The organism is Alcaligenes endophyticus (assembly GCF_026344035.1).
Taxonomy (GTDB): Bacteria; Pseudomonadota; Gammaproteobacteria; order Burkholderiales; family Burkholderiaceae_B; genus Alcaligenes; species Alcaligenes endophyticus.
Genome location: NZ_JAPKND010000002.1, coordinates 247804 through 266321, shown reverse-complemented (window position 1 = coordinate 266321; position 18518 = coordinate 247804). Strand labels below are relative to the sequence as shown.

General features: G+C 49.6%; 16 protein-coding genes, 4 tRNA genes and 1 riboswitch. Of the genes, 8 read left to right on the top strand and 12 right to left on the bottom strand.

The genetic code is table 11. The features are described from left to right. Positions 1 to 128 precede the first annotated feature (128 nt). From OSH01_RS05600 to OSH01_RS05590, 3 genes are all read left to right on the top strand, one after another. Positions 129 to 1028, top strand: coding sequence for a recombination-associated protein RdgC (locus OSH01_RS05600; protein ID WP_266123090.1), 900 nt, complete (start codon positions 129 to 131; stop codon positions 1026 to 1028). 111 nt (positions 1029 to 1139) lie between these two features. Beyond that, entirely contained in the window at positions 1140 to 1922 is a 783-nt protein-coding gene (gene nudC / locus OSH01_RS05595; protein ID WP_266123089.1) for an NAD(+) diphosphatase, read from the top strand. Positions 1923 to 2025: 103 nt separating this feature from the next. Continuing rightward, positions 2026 to 3315 carry a DUF445 domain-containing protein gene (locus OSH01_RS05590; RefSeq protein ID WP_266123088.1) on the top strand — a complete coding sequence of 430 codons (1290 nt, stop codon included), beginning with the start codon at positions 2026 to 2028 and terminating at the stop codon, positions 3313 to 3315. A 104-nt stretch (positions 3316 to 3419) separates the two neighbouring features. Here the strand turns inward: OSH01_RS05590 and OSH01_RS05585 are convergent. From OSH01_RS05585 to chrA, 9 genes are all read right to left on the bottom strand, one after another. Continuing rightward, positions 3420 to 3495 (bottom strand) — tRNA-Val (locus OSH01_RS05585). Between the two features lie 175 nt (positions 3496 to 3670). Then, positions 3671 to 3746, bottom strand: a tRNA-Val gene (locus OSH01_RS05580). A 259-nt stretch (positions 3747 to 4005) separates the two neighbouring features. Beyond that, positions 4006 to 4278 carry an HU family DNA-binding protein gene (locus OSH01_RS05575; RefSeq protein WP_266123087.1) on the bottom strand — a complete coding sequence of 91 codons (273 nt, stop codon included), beginning with the start codon at positions 4276 to 4278 and terminating at the stop codon, positions 4006 to 4008. A 379-nt stretch (positions 4279 to 4657) separates the two neighbouring features. Next, entirely contained in the window at positions 4658 to 5896 is a 1239-nt protein-coding gene (locus tag OSH01_RS05570) for a cystathionine gamma-synthase family protein (protein ID WP_266123086.1), read from the bottom strand. A gap of 170 nt (positions 5897 to 6066) precedes the next feature. Beyond that, positions 6067 to 6810 (bottom strand): 23S rRNA (guanosine(2251)-2'-O)-methyltransferase RlmB, encoded by a 744-nt coding sequence (gene rlmB, locus OSH01_RS05565; protein ID WP_266123085.1) that lies wholly within the window; start codon positions 6808 to 6810, stop codon positions 6067 to 6069. A gap of 70 nt (positions 6811 to 6880) precedes the next feature. Then, a complete protein-coding gene (rnr, locus tag OSH01_RS05560) occupies positions 6881 to 9355 on the bottom strand; it encodes a ribonuclease R (RefSeq protein ID WP_266123084.1) in 2475 nt (824 codons plus the stop codon). A gap of 206 nt (positions 9356 to 9561) precedes the next feature. Then, a complete protein-coding gene (locus OSH01_RS05555) occupies positions 9562 to 10257 on the bottom strand; it encodes a peptidoglycan DD-metalloendopeptidase family protein (protein WP_266123083.1) in 696 nt (231 codons plus the stop codon). Between the two features lie 288 nt (positions 10258 to 10545). Continuing rightward, positions 10546 to 10630 (bottom strand) — tRNA-Leu (locus tag OSH01_RS05550). 85 nt (positions 10631 to 10715) lie between these two features. Then, positions 10716 to 11897: a chromate efflux transporter gene (gene chrA, locus OSH01_RS05545; protein ID WP_266123082.1), complete on the bottom strand. Its 1182-nt coding sequence runs from the start codon at positions 11895 to 11897 to the stop codon at positions 10716 to 10718. A gap of 208 nt (positions 11898 to 12105) precedes the next feature. Here chrA and OSH01_RS05540 point away from each other — a divergent pair, with 208 nt between their 5' ends. Continuing rightward, on the top strand, positions 12106 to 12906 hold the full coding sequence (locus OSH01_RS05540; RefSeq protein ID WP_266123081.1) for a siderophore-interacting protein: 801 nt from the start codon (positions 12106 to 12108) through the stop codon (positions 12904 to 12906). Between the two features lie 8 nt (positions 12907 to 12914). On the opposite strand, the gene OSH01_RS05535 is transcribed toward OSH01_RS05540, so the two are convergent. Then, entirely contained in the window at positions 12915 to 13220 is a 306-nt protein-coding gene (locus tag OSH01_RS05535; protein ID WP_266123080.1) for a hypothetical protein, read from the bottom strand. 102 nt (positions 13221 to 13322) lie between these two features. After that, positions 13323 to 13415, bottom strand: a riboswitch (SAM-I-IV-variant riboswitch). A gap of 127 nt (positions 13416 to 13542) precedes the next feature. Between OSH01_RS05535 and OSH01_RS05530 the strand changes: the two genes are divergently transcribed. Beyond that, positions 13543 to 13627 (top strand) — tRNA-Leu (locus OSH01_RS05530). Between the two features lie 63 nt (positions 13628 to 13690). On the opposite strand, the gene OSH01_RS05525 is transcribed toward OSH01_RS05530, so the two are convergent. Next, positions 13691 to 14596 (bottom strand): LysR family transcriptional regulator, encoded by a 906-nt coding sequence (locus OSH01_RS05525; RefSeq protein ID WP_266123079.1) that lies wholly within the window; start codon positions 14594 to 14596, stop codon positions 13691 to 13693. A gap of 95 nt (positions 14597 to 14691) precedes the next feature. Here OSH01_RS05525 and OSH01_RS05520 point away from each other — a divergent pair, with 95 nt between their 5' ends. The 3 genes from OSH01_RS05520 to OSH01_RS05510 are packed head-to-tail and all read left to right on the top strand — an operon-like array spanning position 14692 to position 17422. Then, positions 14692 to 16053 carry an acyclic terpene utilization AtuA family protein gene (locus OSH01_RS05520; protein ID WP_266123078.1) on the top strand — a complete coding sequence of 454 codons (1362 nt, stop codon included), beginning with the start codon at positions 14692 to 14694 and terminating at the stop codon, positions 16051 to 16053. Beyond that, a complete protein-coding gene (locus tag OSH01_RS05515; protein WP_266123077.1) occupies positions 16050 to 16430 on the top strand; it encodes an AtuA-related protein in 381 nt (126 codons plus the stop codon). Before OSH01_RS05520 ends, OSH01_RS05515 begins: the two co-directional genes overlap by 4 nt. A 23-nt stretch (positions 16431 to 16453) precedes the next feature. After that, positions 16454 to 17422, top strand: a complete 969-nt coding sequence (locus OSH01_RS05510; RefSeq protein ID WP_266123076.1) for a Bug family tripartite tricarboxylate transporter substrate binding protein — start codon at positions 16454 to 16456, stop codon at positions 17420 to 17422. Between the two features lie 69 nt (positions 17423 to 17491). Here the strand turns inward: OSH01_RS05510 and OSH01_RS05505 are convergent, their stop codons facing one another. Beyond that, positions 17492 to 18430: a LysR family transcriptional regulator gene (locus OSH01_RS05505; protein ID WP_266123075.1), complete on the bottom strand. Its 939-nt coding sequence runs from the start codon at positions 18428 to 18430 to the stop codon at positions 17492 to 17494. Positions 18431 to 18518 lie beyond the last annotated feature (88 nt).

The window sequence follows — 18518 nt, the reverse complement described above, 5'->3', positions numbered from 1 at the left end:
ATTGCGACAGCTTGTAAGGCTTACTGTCAAATCTATTTTTAAGCGTACAATCATAGGCCGACTCGCGGCACAGTTTACCCCTGTCCTTTTTCGTCAACGCTCCTCTAGGGCTATACGCTATACCTACTATGTGGTTCAAAAATCTACGTATCTACCGTTTATCTCCGACTTGGCAATGCAGTGCCCAAGAGCTAGAGCAAGCTCTTGAAAAACACGCTTTTACGCCTGGCTCTAGTCAGGACCCTCTAAGCTTAGGTTGGGTTAGCCCCCTTGAGCAAGGCGGTTTAGTCCACGAAATTAACGGTCAATACCTGATCGCTCTACGCGCTGAAAAAAAGCTGCTCCCCGCCAGTGTTATTAATCAGTTTGCCCGCGAAAAAGCCCGTGACATAGAAGAACAACAGGGCTACAAGCCTGGCCGCAAACAAATGAAGGAAATCAAAGAGCAGATCCTTACCGAGCTGCTTCCGCGCGCCTTTGCTGTCGCGCGCGACACCCGTGTCTGGCTAGACATGAAAAACAAATGGCTAGCCATTGATGCGGCTGCCACCGCAAAAAGCGACGAAATACTTGGCTTATTAGCAAAATCTGTCGAACCCTTCCCCGTCTTAGCGTTGTACACGGAACAGTCTCCCGGCGCGGCAATGACGCAATGGCTCGTGGACGATGAAGCTCCTGGTAATTTCACTATCGACCAAGACACCGAACTGCGCTCCACAGGTGATAGCGGAGCGGCAATCCGCTACGTAAAACAAAGCGCTGACCTAGATGAAGTGCGCAAACACGTTGCAGCGGGTAAACAATGTACGCGCCTAGCCATGACCTGGGCGGATCGTATCTCCTTTGTGCTAACCGACGCCTTCGAAATCAAACGTGTCGCCCCCTTAGACATCCTGACCGAGAAACAGGATGTAATGTCAGCGAATGACCAAGAATTATTCGATGCAGACTTCACTCTAATGAGCGCCGAGCTAGCAAAGCTAATTAGCGAACTGGTTGATGCCTTAGGAGGCGAACGCCAAGCCTAAGTGCTTATTGTTTTTCAGGGCCACCGGCCCTGAAAACTCTCCCACTACATACACCCTTTCCCTCACCACGCCTTAGCGCTGCCCTATAAGCAACGCGCAGGAGTCTTCATCTTGATTTTTGTCTTCCGCCGCGATGAGGTTCTATTACAGAGCCCTGCTTATCATGCTGAGCATCAACCTATACTACCTGGCCCAGACTTACAGGCCAAGCTAGGGCTAGACACCAGCCAATGGCAAATAGTATGGCCAGGGCAAACTGCCCAACTATGTACCAAGCTTGCCGCTGACCATCCCGCCCCTGACGGCTATGAATTCCATAAGCTGCGCACCGTGATTCACCACGCTGGCACGCAGGGGGGAGTGCTCAGCCGAGCAGCACAAGTTGCCGAGTGGGCACGTAGCCACCGATACTGCGGCGTATGTGGCACCGGTATGCAGCAATCTAGCACAGAGCTTTGTTTCCATTGCCCGGGCTGCGGGTTTAGCGCCTATCCTCGCATTTCACCCGCCATGATGATTTTGATTAAACGGGACAACAAAGTATTGCTGGCTCGCCATTCACACTACGCCACCCAACGCTATTCAGCCTTAGCTGGCTTTGTCGAGGCGGGCGAAAGCCTAGAGCAAACCATCCATCGCGAAGTCATGGAAGAGGTGGGCCTTAAGGTCAATAACATACGTTATTTTGGCAGCCAATCTTGGCCTTTCCCCCATTCATTGATGGTCGCCTTTACGGCTGACTATGAAGCGGGAGATCTCTGTTTACAAGCCGACGAAATCAGCGATGCCCAATGGTACGGCCCCAACGATGCACTACCCGAAATTCCAGGTAATGATTCCATTGCTGGGCGTTTAATTAGGGCCAACCTACCCCATGCCCCCATTGATGCGTAAGGCTGTACGTACCTCTTTAAGCCTCATCAAGCACTAAGCAAAGCATAAGTCTAGTCAGCAAATACGATACACTTTTAACGTGTCCCTGCCGCTACCTAGCCTTATGCGCCCCTCATCATCCTTAAGCCAAGCCAAACGCCGTGCCAATGCTTTATTGCTGGCTGCCTTAGCCGGCTTTCTGCTGACTTCACTCTTACCTATTAACCCTTGGACGGCTTTTTGCAAAGCAGTATCAGAGGCTGCTTTAGTAGGTGCTTTGGCAGATTTGTTTGCGGTAACGGCGCTATTTCGGCGCATTCCTATCCCTTGGCTTAGCCGTCACACCGCAGTGATTCCGCGCAACAAAGATCGCATTGGAACTAACCTAGCCCTATTTGTAGAGGATAAGTTTTTAAGCAAAGACACCTTGTTGTTGCTCATGCGTCAACATGATCCTGTACAGAAAGTGGCCCATTGGTTAGCGCAAGAAAGCAACGCACGCCACATTAGCGATTTACTAAGGCGTGCCCTCATTGGTGCTTTAGAAATCAGCGACGATCAAGAAATTCAAAAATTTATCCGACAAAGCGCTCATACGCTTATTGATCAGCTAAATCTTGCCGAGTTAAGTGCTCATATGCTGGAACAACTGGTTAAAGATGGGCGCCACCAAGAGCTTTTAGATGCCTGTATCGTGCATGTTCAGGTACAACTACAAAATGAAGACACGCGCCAAGCGGTAGCGGAAAAGCTAGCCCAGTGGTTAAAACAAGAATACAGCCTACTCGAGACCTTGCATTTAACCCATTTACTCAGCGCAAAACTAGCCAGCAAACTGGCTGAAATGCTTGCGACCGTATTAAAAGAAATCAGCACCAGCGATACCCACGACTTACGTCAATACATCAACCGGCAAATTGCTATCCTAATCTCTCGCCTTCAACATGATGAAAACTGGCAGTCTCGCCTAGACGAGTTCCGCGTCCAGCTCAAGCAAGACTCCGCCCTCAATCAATACATCAGCGACTTATGGCGCACTACGCGTCTGCACTTGCTAGAGCAACTGCGTCACACGGATTCAAATCTAGGTATTAAGCTGCAGCAAGCTTGCTTGTGGGTAGCGGAACAAATTCTTCAACAAGAAGCGCTCAAGGCCTCATTGCAAAAACATTTGGAAAATATCGCCGCTAACCTCGCTCCCGAGTTTTCAGCCTTCCTAAGCCGCCATATTATTAATACCGTACACGGCTGGGACGCCCAAGAAACCAGTCTGCAAATAGAACACAATATAGGTAAAGACCTACAAAGCATACGCGTCAGTGGTACGGTGGTGGGTGGTTTACTGGGTGGCTTGCTATATGCCTTGACCTTATTAGGGCAGCAACTACAACACTTATGGTCAACCACCCCTTAAATACCACAGCACTACAGGCCCACTTAAGACTAGGCCGCACAAGCAGCACGTACTAGAAATGAAAAAAGCCTGCTATGTTTAGTAGCAGGCTTTTAAAATCTGTGTGGTGGGTGCTAACGGGTTCGAACCGCTGACCTACGCCTTGTAAGGGCGCCGCTCTACCAGCTGAGCTAAGCACCCACGATCAAATATTATTTATTTGACGTGGTTTGCAAAAACATGTGTGTTTCAGCAAAGAAAAGATAATAACCTAAAAACTTATGTTTGCGCAAGCTTTTTTTATAAAAAAATCGTTTATAACCAAAGCATAAACATAAAAAAAGCCTAGAAAATAGCTAGACTTTTTAATAACTTTTGGTGGGTGCTAACGGGTTCGAACCGCTGACCTACGCCTTGTAAGGGCGCCGCTCTACCAGCTGAGCTAAGCACCCACGTTTACCTAACACAACGTGTTTTTGGCAAAGTGGCTTCGTGTACAACGAAGAAGTAAACTATAACATGCTTTAAAAATAAAATGCAAGTAGTTTAATAAACACTTTCGCTAAAGCAAAAGGGTTTAGCCAAAACTATGGCTAAACCCTTTTAATCCGCAGCATGCTTATGCTGCTTGGCTTTTTGCTTACTGTTATGACCTAAAAGGTGTCATTCACCCACCAAGCATAACTAAGCTAAGGTAGCCATTTTCACAGCTTAGTTCACTGCATCCTTCAGTGCCTTACCAGGACGGAATTTTGGCACGTTGGCGCTTTCGATTTCAATGGTTTCACCTGTACGTGGGTTACGACCAGAGCGAGCAGCACGCTTGCTGACAGCGAAAGTACCAAAACCCACCAAAGTAACAGTGTCGTTTTCTTTCAGTGTGGTGGTGACTGCATCGATGAATGCATCCAATGCACGGCCTGCGTCAGCTTTGGACAGATCAGCTTTGGAGGAAATGAATTCGATAAGCTCGGTTTTGTTCATTGAGAATATACCCCTGAAGATTATTTTAACTACCCTGCACTGCACGTAGGGCTATCAACTGCCACTAAAACAAAACAGGATGAGCTTGGACACCGCCATAATCACCCTGCTGCAACCAGATAAACAAAAAGTCCTGTCTGGATGGCTATGCCGTATTAAGCCTAGGATTCAATCGCCTGTCAAGCAAAAATCGCTTGTAACCCGCATCAGCTCTCACTTTTATCGGGTTTGACCTAGCTTTTCATTTTTACCAACTTGTTTACTTAACAAGCCGCTATTTTTATGCTAGCCAAAAAAGCAGCATATTACTGCTGCATCCGTGGCTCAAGTAAGCCATAAAAAGCCCCATCTACTTTAATAGTAAAATATAGGGCCTGCGTTAAAAACTCGCTAAAGCCTGCTCAAAATCGGCGATCAGGTCCCCTTCTTCTTCGATTCCCACAGAAATACGCAACTGAGTATCAGCAATCCCCATCAAGGCACGATGCTCGGCCCCCATTTCGTAGTAAATAGTGTGCGCCACTGGTAACACCAAGCTGCGGTTGTCACCCAAGTGTGTGGCTAATATCAACACTTGCAAACGATTTAAAAAATCAAAGACATCAATATCCTCAGCCAACACCACACTTAACAGGCCACCGTAACGCCCGCCAAAATAACGCGTCGCCCGTTCATGCTGCGGATGTTCGGCCAAACCTGGGTACATGACTTTCCTGACTTTGGGATGTTGCTGTAGGTAACGTGCCAAGGCAAGCGCATTTGAGCAAATACGCTCCATGCGTAATGGCAATGTTTCTGCCCCTACCGCCAAACGGTGGGCCGCATCCGAAGACAGCGTTCCGCCCATATCGCGCAGGCCTTTTTTCTTGATTTGGGCTAAGCCCCAGCCTGCTGGATTACCGGTGCGATACGCCTCGGATATATTGGGGTAATGCTCCCAATTGAACAGCCCCGTGTCAGTGACCATTCCCCCTAAAGCATTCCCATGCCCACCAATATGCTTAGAGAGTGAATTAACAACTAGGCTCGCCTGAAACCGCTTACCGGGGCATAAGTAAGGAGTCGACAAGGTAGCGTCAATGAGATACACCAAACCTTGCTCGGCGCACCAATTCCCTATGCCTTGTAAATCGGCAATTTGTGTTCCTGGATTAGCAATGGTTTCCACAAATACCATGCGAGTATTCGCCTGTTTAGCCGCTTGCACTTGCGCCACATCGGTCGCGTCTACCAGGGTAATCTCAACCCCGAGATCACGCAGCGTGCCAAATAAACTATTCGTATTACCAAAAATATACTGGCTGCTAATAAGATGATCACCCTGCTTAAGCAAAGTCAGGAACGTGGCACTTAACGCAGCCATTCCTGAGGCAAAACTAACACTGCCTGAGCCTTGCTCCATTTGGGTTACTTGACGCTCTAGGGCCGCCGTAGTGGGCGTACCTTGACGAGCATAAGAAAAACCAGCCTTACCTTGGAAAACCGCCGCTAACTCACGGGCATCGCTAAATCCATACTCAGTGGAAGGATGCATAGGCTGATGTATCGCACCGTACTCGGTGCCCATACGTCGATCTGAATGCACTGTATTGGTCAGAAATCCATTTTTCTTCTTCATCTTCTACTTACCTAAAAGTAATGGGCTCATCGCCCACACCGTGAATCAAGCCCCGCTAACAGAACAAACGAGCCCCCCCCCGTTATTATCCGCTGTGACAGCGGACTCACGGGACCCTGGCTATAGATTATTTAGCAATGTAATAATGCCGCTGTAAGCGGCTATAGCCATTAAGCCAAGCGCTGACGCAAAGACTCATACAAGCACACGGCGCTTGCTACGCTGACATTCAGACTTTCTACGGCACCTTGCATAGGAATAGAGACCAGCTCATCGCAAGTTTCACGCGTCAGCCTGCGCATCCCCTCGCCTTCGGCACCCATTACCCAAGCCATGGGGCGCTTAGCATCCACCTGATGCAAACTATGTGTCGCTTCATCATCTGTGCCAACCAACCAAACATCACGCTCACGCAGGGCACGCATCGTGCGCGCTAAATTCGTAACCGTAATATAGGGAGTCGATTCAGCCGCACCACAGGCCACGCGTGCGACGGTAGCATTCAGACCCACCGCCCGATCACGCGGTGCAATGACAGCATGCGCCCCAGCTGCATTAGCGGTACGCAAGCACGCCCCTAAATTATGCGGGTCCGTGACGCCATCGAGCAGTAACAATAATGGCACTTGCCCAGCCGCTTCCAGATCATCCAGCAACTCGTCCACATCAACTGCCAGCTCTTGCTCATTCGCTAAAGCCACCACCCCTTGATGTCGCGTACCTTTACTCAAACCATCCAGCCGGTCTGCACTAACGGGAATCAAGCGCAAATTAGCCTGTTTAGCTTGATCAATAAAGGTCTGCATGCGCTTATCGCGCCGACTGCTGTCTATATACACCTCTCGTAAACTTTCTGGTGCATAACGCATGCGCGCCACGACGGCATGAAAACCCGCTAGTACCTGCTGAGCCATAAACTTCCTTAAGTAAAAAACAGGCACCTAAGTGCCTGCTTAAAATGTGATCAATTACTCTATTGTACGCCTAGCGACGTGGTGTCTTGCGCGCTCCAGCGCTGGAGCTTTTTGAGGCACTGCGCGTGGTCCGCTTTGCGTCGCGCTCACTTTGTTTCAGTGCGGCTCTGCGCTCAGAGGCCGTAGTACCTTTTAAGGCCGGTGGTTTAGTAGAAGCGGCCTTTTTGATATGACGCTCGGCCTTTTCAGGGGTTTGCGCTGCCGCTTTTAACGCCTTAAAACTAGTACCTTTGACTAATCTGAATTCGATTCTGCGCGCCTCCAGATCCACCCTAGCCACTTGAACCTGTACCGCATCAGTTAGCCGATAACGTATGCCTGTGCGCTCACCACGCAACTCATTAAACGCTTCGTTGTATTGAAAATAGTCGGCTCCTAGCTCTGACACATGCACCATGCCCTCTACATACAAAGTATCTAGGGTTACAAATAGGCCAAAGCTGGCCACACCTGTAATGTGTCCCGAGTACTCCTCACCGATATGTTCCTTGACAAACCAGCATTTGAGCCAGGCCTCGACATCACGCGAAGCGTCATCGGCGCGCCGCTCACGGGCCGACAGCAAGGCTCCTAAGCGCTCCCAGATCAACGCTGCCTTTTTCGTTGCAGGCAAACTTTCCTCCAGTGGCTCTATGGCCAAATTCGGAACATAGTTTTGCTTATGCAAAATAGACTTGATCACTCGATGCACTAACAAGTCAGGGTAACGACGGATAGGCGACGTAAAATGCGTATAAAGCGGATACGCCAAGCCAAAGTGACCGGTACGTTCAGGGCTATAAATAGCCTGTTGCATCGAACGCAAACACATCGTTTGTATAACAGCAAAATCAGGACGTCCACGCGCCGCTTGTACTAACTTCGCGTAATCCTCTGAGGTCGGCTCATCGCCACCCTCTAACTGTAAACCTAAGCTGCGCAAATACTCACGCAACGCCTCTAACTTGGGCGGTGTAGGCCCTTCATGCACCCTGAATAAGCCTTGCTTACGGTTACGTACAATATAGTCAGCCGCACAAGTATTGGCGGCTAGCATGCACTCCTCAATCAGTTTATGCGCGTCATTCCGTACTAAAGGCTCAATGCGCTCGATGCGCCCCAATGGATTACAAATAATCTTGGTTTCAACGGTATCGAAGTCAATCGCACCGCGTGCCGTACGTCGTTCTGCCAGCACTCGGTACAAACTATACAAATGTTCGATTTGCGGCAACACATGCTTGACCTGCTGCCCTGCGGGCCCTGCTGGCTGCTGCAACGCCCCCCAGATCTCGGTATAAGTGGTACGAGAATGGGAGTGAATTACCGCCTCATAAAACTGATACGCGGACACCGTGCCGGACTTCGGACCATCAGCCAAAACCACCATATCGCAGACCATCACCAGTCTATCGACCGCTGGGTTCAACGAACAAATACCATTGGATAGCGTTTCCGGCAGCATGGGGATCACGCGGCGCGGGAAGTACACACTGGTACCACGCTCAATCGCATCATCATCAATGGCGGAGCCAGGACGAACATAGTGACTGACATCAGCAATAGCCACCAACAAACGCCATGCCATACGTGGCCGTGCCCCTTTGCCTATATCTACAGGCTCGCAATACACGGCATCATCAAAATCGCGTGCGTCCTCACCATCGATAGTAATAAAAGGCACATCGCGCAAATCGACCCGATTTTTGTACTCATCGGGCAAAACATGGCTAGGCAGCTTGGCCGCTTGGGCCTGGGTAGCTTCGGAAAAATCGACAGGTACCTCGAACTTACGGACAGCAATTTCAATTTCCATACCTGGATCATCGATTTCGCCTAACACCTCAATCACGCGCCCTATGGGTTGTCTATGTCGATCAGGTTGCTGCGTAATTTGCACCGTCACCACCTGCCCAGACTCAGCATCACCATGCTCGCCAGCGGGAATTAAGATATCGTGCTTGATCCGCTGATCTTCCGGCACCACGATAAAAGCCCCACGCTCACGTAAAAAGCGTCCTACAAGTTTGCTGGTATGCCTTTCTGTGACCTCAACAATCATCACATCAGGTTTACCGCGGTATTCGCCCGCCACTTTTACTAAAACTTGATCACCATGCAGCACTTTAGCCATCTCACGCGGTGATAAAAACAAATCAGGCTGGCCATCTTTACGAACCAAAAAGCCAAAACCATCACGGTGCCCGACAACGCGCCCAGCGATAAAGTCCGCGTGCGAATTGCCCTTCCACTTGCCATCGGGCGTAGCATAAATCTGTCCATCACGCTCCATCGCCCGCAAGCGCCTTCCCAGCCCCACAGACAAAGGCATAGCAACCCCCAAGACCTTAGCCAACTCTTGCTCGGTAAGGGCATGTTCATCTCCGCGCACGGCCGCCAGAATGCGTTCACGACTGGGAATGTCCGGATCAAAATCGGGAGGCAGCTCAGATTGTGTAAAAGCTTCGTTTTGAGCTTCAGGATTGTTGATGAGTTTTTTACTCAAAATAAGACTTCCAAAGTGAATTTCGACACCGGCCAGAAGCATCTGGAACCGGAAAGTACACGGCAGCTTGGATAATGCCTGACATCATAAGCATACAATGACTGCTCTATGGACGAAACAGTAAAACAACGCTTGCAAGTTTTACCACAGCAATACGCGTAAACCGATGACACTAAGAGCACCCACTACAAAATAAGCGTGATGACTTATTTTTTGGGTAGATAACGAAGAGCATCAACTGGTTTGCCGTTATAGCGCAATTCAAAATACAACTGTACTGCATTTGTACCTGTGCTCCCCATAGTGGCAATCTCTTGCCCTTGCTTAACGCGCGTCCCCTGCTTGACCAGCAAGCGTTCGTTATGCGCGTAAACAGTCAAAAAATTAGCATCATGTCGAATCAACAGCATATTGCCATAGCCACGCAAGCCATCACCCGCATAAGCCACCTCTCCAGCCGCTGCTGCGCGAACCGGCGTACCGCGGGCTGCAGCAACGTAGACACCCTGGGTCGTGGAGGTTGTGGTGCCTCGCCTTGATGTACCGTTAGCAGGCCAAACCAAATTAATGTTGCGCGGCGCGGCGACAGAGCTAGCCTTCGCAGGTGCTGGCTGTTGCACCGTAGACGAGCCAGCGTTGGGCAAAGGGCCGCTGCTCGCCACCGTGCCTGCTGAGCCAGCCGTACCGCCCTGCACTTTCAAAACCTGCCCTACATGAATACGATTTGGGTTACTAATATTATTCATGCTCATGAGTGAACGCACCGACTGCCCATGCTTGCGAGCAATCTGCGTTAGCGTGTCACCTTTTGCAACCCGGTACTGCCCTTCGGACAGTTTTTTACCGCTAGAACCACAAGCAGCAATGCTTAAGGTCACAACGATGACAGACAATAATTTCACTAAGGGGGTGTTTACTCTCACTACTGATCGCATCCGTACGGTTTGACTTTTTACGTAACAGACTAGCGTTATTTACAACCTAGCCTGCAGACATCATACCCGCTACAACCGACTTTGCTCACATTAATGCAAGCAATTGCTATGTTAAGAATCGCTAGTTCAGCTATTTTTCTGGCCTAGTGCCCACCTTATAAGTGGACCTATCTATACAGCCCAACGATACAAACACAATAAACCTTAGACGAAAAAAAACCGACCTATGTAAACATAGATCGGTTTTTAAAAATTTGGTGCCCAGAAGAGGACTCGAACCTCCACACCTTGCGGCACATGGACCTGAACCATGCGCGTCTACCAATTCCGCCACCTGGGCTTATTACAAACGCATAGCGCGCCGTAACAAAGAAAAGGATAGTAAACCAAGCCAGATTGATATGCAAGTTATTTGCCGGGTGCGATTAAAACAAAAGCCCCGCTACGCCACACAACACAACCAGCAGCCACGGAGGAAGTTTCCAGAAATGGAGCAGAAAAAACGCAATGAGCAATAAGGCGAAGTGATGGGTATTTTGTATACCAGCAGTCCATACGGGTTGGTATAGGGCAGCCAACAAGATTCCGACCACAGCAGCATTAACCGCAGCTAAGGCGTTTTGCACGGCATGATAAGAGCGTAAACTTTCCCAATACGGAAACACGCCAGCCAAGAGTAAGAAAGAAGGTAGAAAGATGGCTATCAGGCACAATAAAGCATTGAGCCAGGGCGAGCCGCCAGGTAGGGATGCCCCCAAGTAGGCTGCAAAAGTGAACAACGGGCCCGGTACCGCTTGAGTTGCCCCATAACCTGCTAAAAAGTGCTCATGACTAATAAGACCTTGAGGGATCAGTTCGTTTTCTAACAAAGGTAATACCACATGACCTCCGCCGAACACCAAAGAGCCCACCCGGTAAAAAGAATCGAATATTTGCAGCCAAAACTCAGGATAGAAATACCTAAAAAGAGGCAAACCAAAAAGCAACATCAAAAAAACGAATAGGCACAAGGCAGAGCACAGGCGTATGCCCGCCTGTGGGCGAACACTAAGAGTGGGTGGGCGTGCCGTGGTAGTAATACAGAACGTACCGTATAAGGCGGCGAGCAAGATGATAGCTATTTGCGCCCAGATAGCGACGACGAGTAAAGAGGCTGTAGCACTGGCTACCATCACTGCAATGCGTTGCTTGTCGGTGCACAACTGCTTGCCCATTCCCCACACAGCCTGGGCTACCACGGCCACTGCTGCAATTTTTAAGCCTTGTAATGCGCCTGAGTCCAACCATGCGGAAAAATGCTGCAAGCTCAATGCAAATAGGATCAGTAATAAGGCTGAAGGCAGGGTAAAACCTAGCCAAGCCGCCAGGGCACCGCGGTAGCCGCAGCGCATCATGCCTAAACCCATCCCTACTTGGCTGCTGGCAGGCCCGGGTAAAAATTGGCATAAAGCAACAAGGTCGGCATAGGCTTGCTCAGATAGCCATTGGCGACGCGTAACAAACTCGTCACGGAAATAAGCTAAATGCGCAATAGGCCCACCGAACGCGCTGACGCCTAATTTCAAAAAAGCCAGGAACACCACCCAAGGGGAACTATAGCTAGACATAGCACTAAGAGAAAAAGTCGATGCGACATGATAATCGGTCTGTATTACATTGTCTTGATGGGATAAAGGGGTTAGTATTGAGAATTATTATCGTTATTACCTCTGTGCTTTAAGGTGATATGTCTTACGACATGTCGTCAAGGTAGCGCAGAGCGTCTACGGTACGAGAAAGCAGGGCAAGAAATAACGCTTTACACCAGGAGCAGCAATGCAAGAAAAATGGGATACCCAAAAAGTGGCGCATACATTACAAATGCGTTTGTTAACGGTTAAAGCTACTCAAGCCCTAGGGCCGGATCTCTTACGCATTACGCTAGGCGGCACCGACCTAGACGGATTTTATTCGCCTGGTTTTGATGATCATGTCAAATTAGTGTTTCCTGAAAGAGGAAAAAAAGTACCGGTTTTACCACAGTTGGGCGAGCGTGGAATGGTGTTTCCCGCAGGGCAGAACAAGCCCATATTGCGTGACTACACGCCTAGGGCTTATCGCCCTGTTACTCAGGAACTGGATATAGATTTTGTATTGCATGGCAGTGGGCCTGCATGCGAGTGGGCACAAAAAGCTCAGATAGGTGATAAATTAGGCGTAGCCGGTCCGCGTGGTTCGTTGCTAGTGTCTACCCATTTTGATTGGCATGTGCTGATTGGTGACGAGGCGGCTGTGCCTGCTATGGCGCGCAGACTCGAAGAGCTGCAAGGGCAAAGCGCCGTACAGGTATTTATTTACGCGCGTAACTTATTAACAGCAGGAGCGCTTAATGCCCCAGACCATGTCCCCGTACATTGGGCTCCAAGCTTTGCCGGCGTAGACGGCTTATTAACAAGCATTCAAGCTGCGCCAATATTACCTGGACGCGGCTTTGTATGGATTGCTGCTGAGTCTGCCATGGCCAAAACGTTACGTCATTACTGGGTCCAAGAGCGTCAGCATGATAAAAGTCTCATCCGCGCCAGTAGCTACTGGCGCCAAGGTGATACGGCTGTACATGAGCAACACGACGACTAATTTGAAGCTTAATGAGTCAGGCTGCGTAAGTGGCCCTCTAAACGCATATCCTGCAAACAGGTATCTAGTGCTTGCTCACGATGCTGATCGATGAGACGCGCAATTAAGCCCATATTGAGTAGTAGAGCACTGTTAATTTGTTCTTTAAAGTGCAGCCAGTAACCGCCGTTCGCATTACGGCCTAGCCAACGCGGTTCGTATGAGCCGACTACTTGAGAGTCTTGTGCTATTTCCAGCACCGAGCTGTTGGCGCGTGCGTGAATGTAGTAGGTATGATTTTGTAACGTCAGTTGGAAGCTGCTGTGGGCAGACATAGTAGGCTCCTGTTTAGCTCTTGGAACAAGTCCGGGTGAGCAAGTTGGAATAAAAGACCCGTGAAACAAGCTAGAAAGCAGCAAAATATAAAGTAATTTTACGCATATCCCGTTGTTTGCCGAGAGGCCATATCGTTAAAACCACCTTATGCGGGTGCACAGGTTGGCATGGATACCCATTTCTTGATATTTAAGCAATAAGCTTATCGCTTAGCTCGCATTTACGCAAGTTTTAAGGTTTTTTTTGAAAAATAAAGCTTGCCTAGGTATATCAGCTCGTTTAGAATTTACCTTCTTTGCTTTAAATAGGCGTGAAGCATAAGCCCAGGTGGCGGAATTGGTAGACGCGCATGGTTCAGGTCCATGTGCCGCAAGGTGTGGAGGTTCGAGTCCTCTTCTGGGCACCAAATAACAAAAGCTGACGTTTAAAAAAACGGCAGCTTTTTTGTTTTCTGCCTGACACAATCAGTTTATGGCTCCTGCAAAAACTCTGTGGAAAGCGATAACGGTTCGTTCAGCAAAGTTTCGTAAAACTCTTGTGCCGCTGTCGACAGCGCAACGCCTTGCCGACGAACTAGATACAGCCTCCTGCGCAAATGACGATCTTTCAAAGGGATCACTACGACCTTGTTGCGTTGAAAATGAAACAAGGTCATTTCCGGCACCACACTAATTCCCAAGCCTGCCGCCACTAAACCCGTTACAGTTGCCAGATGTTCCACCTCTAACAAAGGCGGAACCGGTTCGGATACGCGCTCCAACGCTTGCCTAACACTGCTGCTACGAGCCAATTGTATATGCGGATAGCCAACCAATTGCTCTAAACGCAAAGCCTTCTGAGCGGCCAATACATGATCCTCGCTGCACACAACAAAAAAACGCTCTGCATAGAGGAAATCCTTATCTAGGCCACTCATGTCAGCACCCAGCGCTGCCACCCCGAAATCAACTTGGCCATGTCTCACCATATCTAGGCACGGTTCCAGCAAGGCATCACGCAACTCTAGGCGCACGCCTGGATAAAGGCGGTGGTAATGCGCTAAGCATTGCGGCAGCCAGCCTGCTGCCAGCGACGGTAAAGCGGCCACCGCCACCCTGCCCTGCCTAAGATGAGCATAGTCCTCCATGTGCTCTCGCAACTGCTCAAAATCTGCCAAAAGCCGTTCTGCTCCCACTAAAAACTGTTGACCCTCTGGCGTCAGATCCACATGCCGCGTACTGCGCTCAAATAAGCGCAGACCCAACTCCTGCTCAATCTGCCTTATCAATGCGCTAAACGCAGGCTGTGTCATGTGACAGCGCTCCGCTGCCCGCGTGAAATGACGTTCGTGCGCCAGAGCCACAAAGCCGCGTAATTGTCGTGTGGTGAGATTCATATGAAATAGCCATGAATTGATCTTATTTTTCTATTTTACATATCAACCAAGAGAGCAGATGATAAATAACCCCTTACATCAGGAGTCAATGTGTCATGACTAGCCCCCCTTTACTACATATAGCTTGTGCGAGCGGATTCTCGGGCGACCGCTATGACGGCGCCTTAGACCTTGTTCAAGAGCTCATACAGCGTGGTGGTGGCTACTTAATTTTCGAGACCTTGGCCGAACGTACCTTAGCCTTGGCCCAACTTGCCTATGACCAAGACCCCTCGCAAGGCTATGAACCCTTGCTCAACAACATGCTAGAACCCGTGCTCAGTCTATGCTTACAGCACGGCATACGTATTGTGAGTAATTTTGGTGCGGCCAATCCCGCTGGTGCAGCGGCAGCCATAGAGCAGCTTTGCCTACAATTGGGGTTGCGCTGCCCGCGCATTGCTATTGTTTATGGCGACAAACTTCATAGCGTAGAACAACGTCAGTTATTGCGTCAGCGCCTAGACACCGATATTGAGCAATTAGAAATACTCAGTGCTAACGCCTACATAGGGGCCACCGAAATCGCCGCCGCTCTGCAGGCTGGGGCTGACATCGTCGTGGCTGGACGAGTTGCTGACCCCTCGCTCACCGTGGGCCCAGCCATGGCACATTTTCAATGGTCTTGGCAGGACTGGCAACGCTTAGCAAGAGCCACCATGGCTGGCCATCTATTAGAATGCGGCACGCAAGTCACTGGTGGATACTTTGCTATACCGGGTCTAAAAGAAGTATCGGGGCTAGACCGTACTGGCTTTCCCATCGCAACCTTAGATCACGACGGCAACTGCTGGATCAGCAAAGCACCCTATACAGGCGGCCTGATTTCTACCCGCACCGTCACCGAACAATTGCTCTATGAAGTGCATGACCCTGCTCAATATCTAACTCCGGATGTCATTGCCGACATTAGTTGCGCACAACTAGAACAAACCGCTCCGGATGTTGTTTTACTCACTGGTGTGCAGGGCCATCCTAGGCCCGATGAGCTGAAGGTGAATGTATGCTTTCACAATGGTTGGCTCGCTGAGGCGGAGATTTCCTACGCTGGCATACAAGCGAAAGAACGAGCCCTAATGGCCGCCGACATAGTATGTAAACGCTTGCCCTCGGAACTGTTCATACGGGTTGATTTGATCGGTGCATTAAGCATCTTGAACAACGACGCAGGCACCCTTTCCTATCCTGAAACCGCCCCCTCCCAAGATATACGCTTGCGCCTGGCGTGTAGTCATCACGACCATCAACTCGCCAGCAGGCTTTTACACGAGGTAGGCGCCCTATATACCTGTGGTCCGGCGGGCGGAGGCGGAGTCCGCACACATCTACGACGACGCATCAGCACACTGTCCTGCACCATACCCCGTATTGATATTCAAACGGGCTGGTACTTTTACGAGCCCAAGGAGACACCATGAACTCCGTCCATGTCCCTCTTTATCGACTGGCGCACAGCCGCACCGGTGATAAGGGCAATGTTTCTAATATTAGCGTTATTGCTTGGCAACCATTCATTTACCCCGTATTGCTCGAGCAACTCAGTGCAGAGTGCATACACAGCTGGTTTAGCTATCGCTCACCTGAGCATGTAGACAGGTATGTGTTGCCTCAGTTACACGCCATGAACTTTGTTTTACACCAAGCACTGGATGGAGGCGTAAATGCCGCTCTTAACCTTGATGCACATGGCAAAAGTCTATCGTTTCACCTATTAAATCTGCCGGTCTTAGTCCCACAGGACTGGCTTAGCATCCTGCCTGATATCAAGGCAGACCCTGCTGTGCACTTTGCTTAGCAACCCAATCAGGAGACATCATCATGAAAAAAACTATTAACTTCAGCATCTTGCTATCTGCCCTATTAATAGGTTCAGTAAGCCACGCTCAAACACCCGAATTCCCACAACGCCCTATCACCCTGGTTATCCCCTTTGGTCCAGGTAGCGCCACCGATCAGCTAGGCCGAGCGATTGGGCAAGGCATGGGAGAACAAAGTCAATTTCCCGTCATCATCGAAAACCGGCCGGGCGCCAGCGCCATGATAGGAGCACAAACGGTGGCACGGGCGGCACCAGACGGACACACCATACTGATTACCACTAACACCACCCATGCCGCTAACGAGCACTTATACAAACAGCTTAATTACGATCCCGTAAAAGACTTCCGCCCGCTTACTTTATTAGGCAAAGGCGGGCAAATTATGGTCGTTAATCCTAAATCCGAGGCTAAAAATGTGGTCGACTTCATCACATTGGCTAAAGCCAAGCCCGGTAGTCTCTCATTTGGTAGCGGTAGCTCTAGCAGTCGTATAGCAGGCGAACTCTTACAACAAATGGCCGATATCCAGTTATTGCATGTCCCTTACAGCAGTAACCCCAATGCCATCACTGATTTGCTGGGTGGTCAAATCGACATGATGATCACAGATGCTGCCACCGGTTTGCCACAAATTCAGGGTGATCGTCTACGTGCTTTAGGGGTAACCGGTAAAAGCCGCTCGCCATTAGCCACTGACATTCCTACTATTGATGAGGCTGGAGTACCCGGTTACGAAATGGGCTATTGGTTTGCGGCCTATGTTCCTGCGGGTACCCCCGACGACGTGGCGGACAAACTGAGCGCCATGCTGATCAAAGCTACCGAAGGCAAAGCCGCACAACAGTTCTACCAACAAACCGGTACAGAGCAAGTCACTTCCAGCCCCGAAGAGCTAGCCAGCTTCCAACAAGCCGAATCGAAAAAATGGGGGGAGATCATTCAAAAGGCAGGCATTACCGCCGAGTAAATATCACCATTATCCGGCTGCCTTATATTGATAAGGCAGCACTCCTTACCTAGCCGTAAAGTTGAAAACCTATATCCTCGCTAGGCCTGGGTCTTGCAACACCTGCTTATTTTGTTGCCGGATATGCGCAATTAAAAAATCCAAAAACACATGTGTACGTTGCGGAATAAACTTGCGGCTGGGCAACGCAGCGTACATCGTCAAATGCCCACTTACCCATAATGGAAGCACGTGTACCAATTCACCACGCATTAAGTATGGAGCGACAATATCTAAAGACATAGATGTAATACCAGCTCCATCTAACACCGCTCGCAATAAAGTGTCCGTATGGTTAGCAATAACGACAGGATCTAGGTCTACCTTAAATATTTCATCAGCAGACTTTACATTCCATAAGCTCCATGCCCCCAACGGCGCATCAGGCCTGCTTAAGCGCAAACAAGCGTGGTCAGCCAGCTCTTCCGGCTTATCAGGTAAACCGCAACGCTCAATATAGGCTGGTGCAGCCACCAATATCACATCTGATTCGACGACTTTACGCGCCACAATACCTGGATTAGTGATTTGATCGACGCCGATGAGCGTGATATCGAAATCCTCAATAGGTGGATCTTTACGTGTTTCTACCACTAACTCAATCGTAATGCCGGGATAGCGCTGGCGAAACACAGACAAAATGGGAGCCACCATATAGCTAGCCATCACAGGCTGGGTGTGCACGCGTAAACGCCCCACCAGCTCATTAGTGTAAGCACTGGCTAAGGCATCAGCCTCATCTAAATCCTGCAAAATTTGGCGAATCCGCGCTAAATAAGCCTCACCCGCTTCCGTCAGTGAAACCCGTCGTGTGGTGCGCTGAAATAAACGCGTACCCAAATGAGACTCTAACTGCGCAATAAGGCGCGTGACCGCAGGCGGCGACATATTCAACGCTCTCGCAGCCGCCGCAAACCCTCCTTCACTCGCTACCCGCTCAAACACTTGCATCGACAATATTCGGCTCATTACATCCCCAGAGGAAACACTATTATTCCATTTTTTAAAATAGTGAATATCAATTCACGCTATTTATTCAATTATAAGGATACATTAA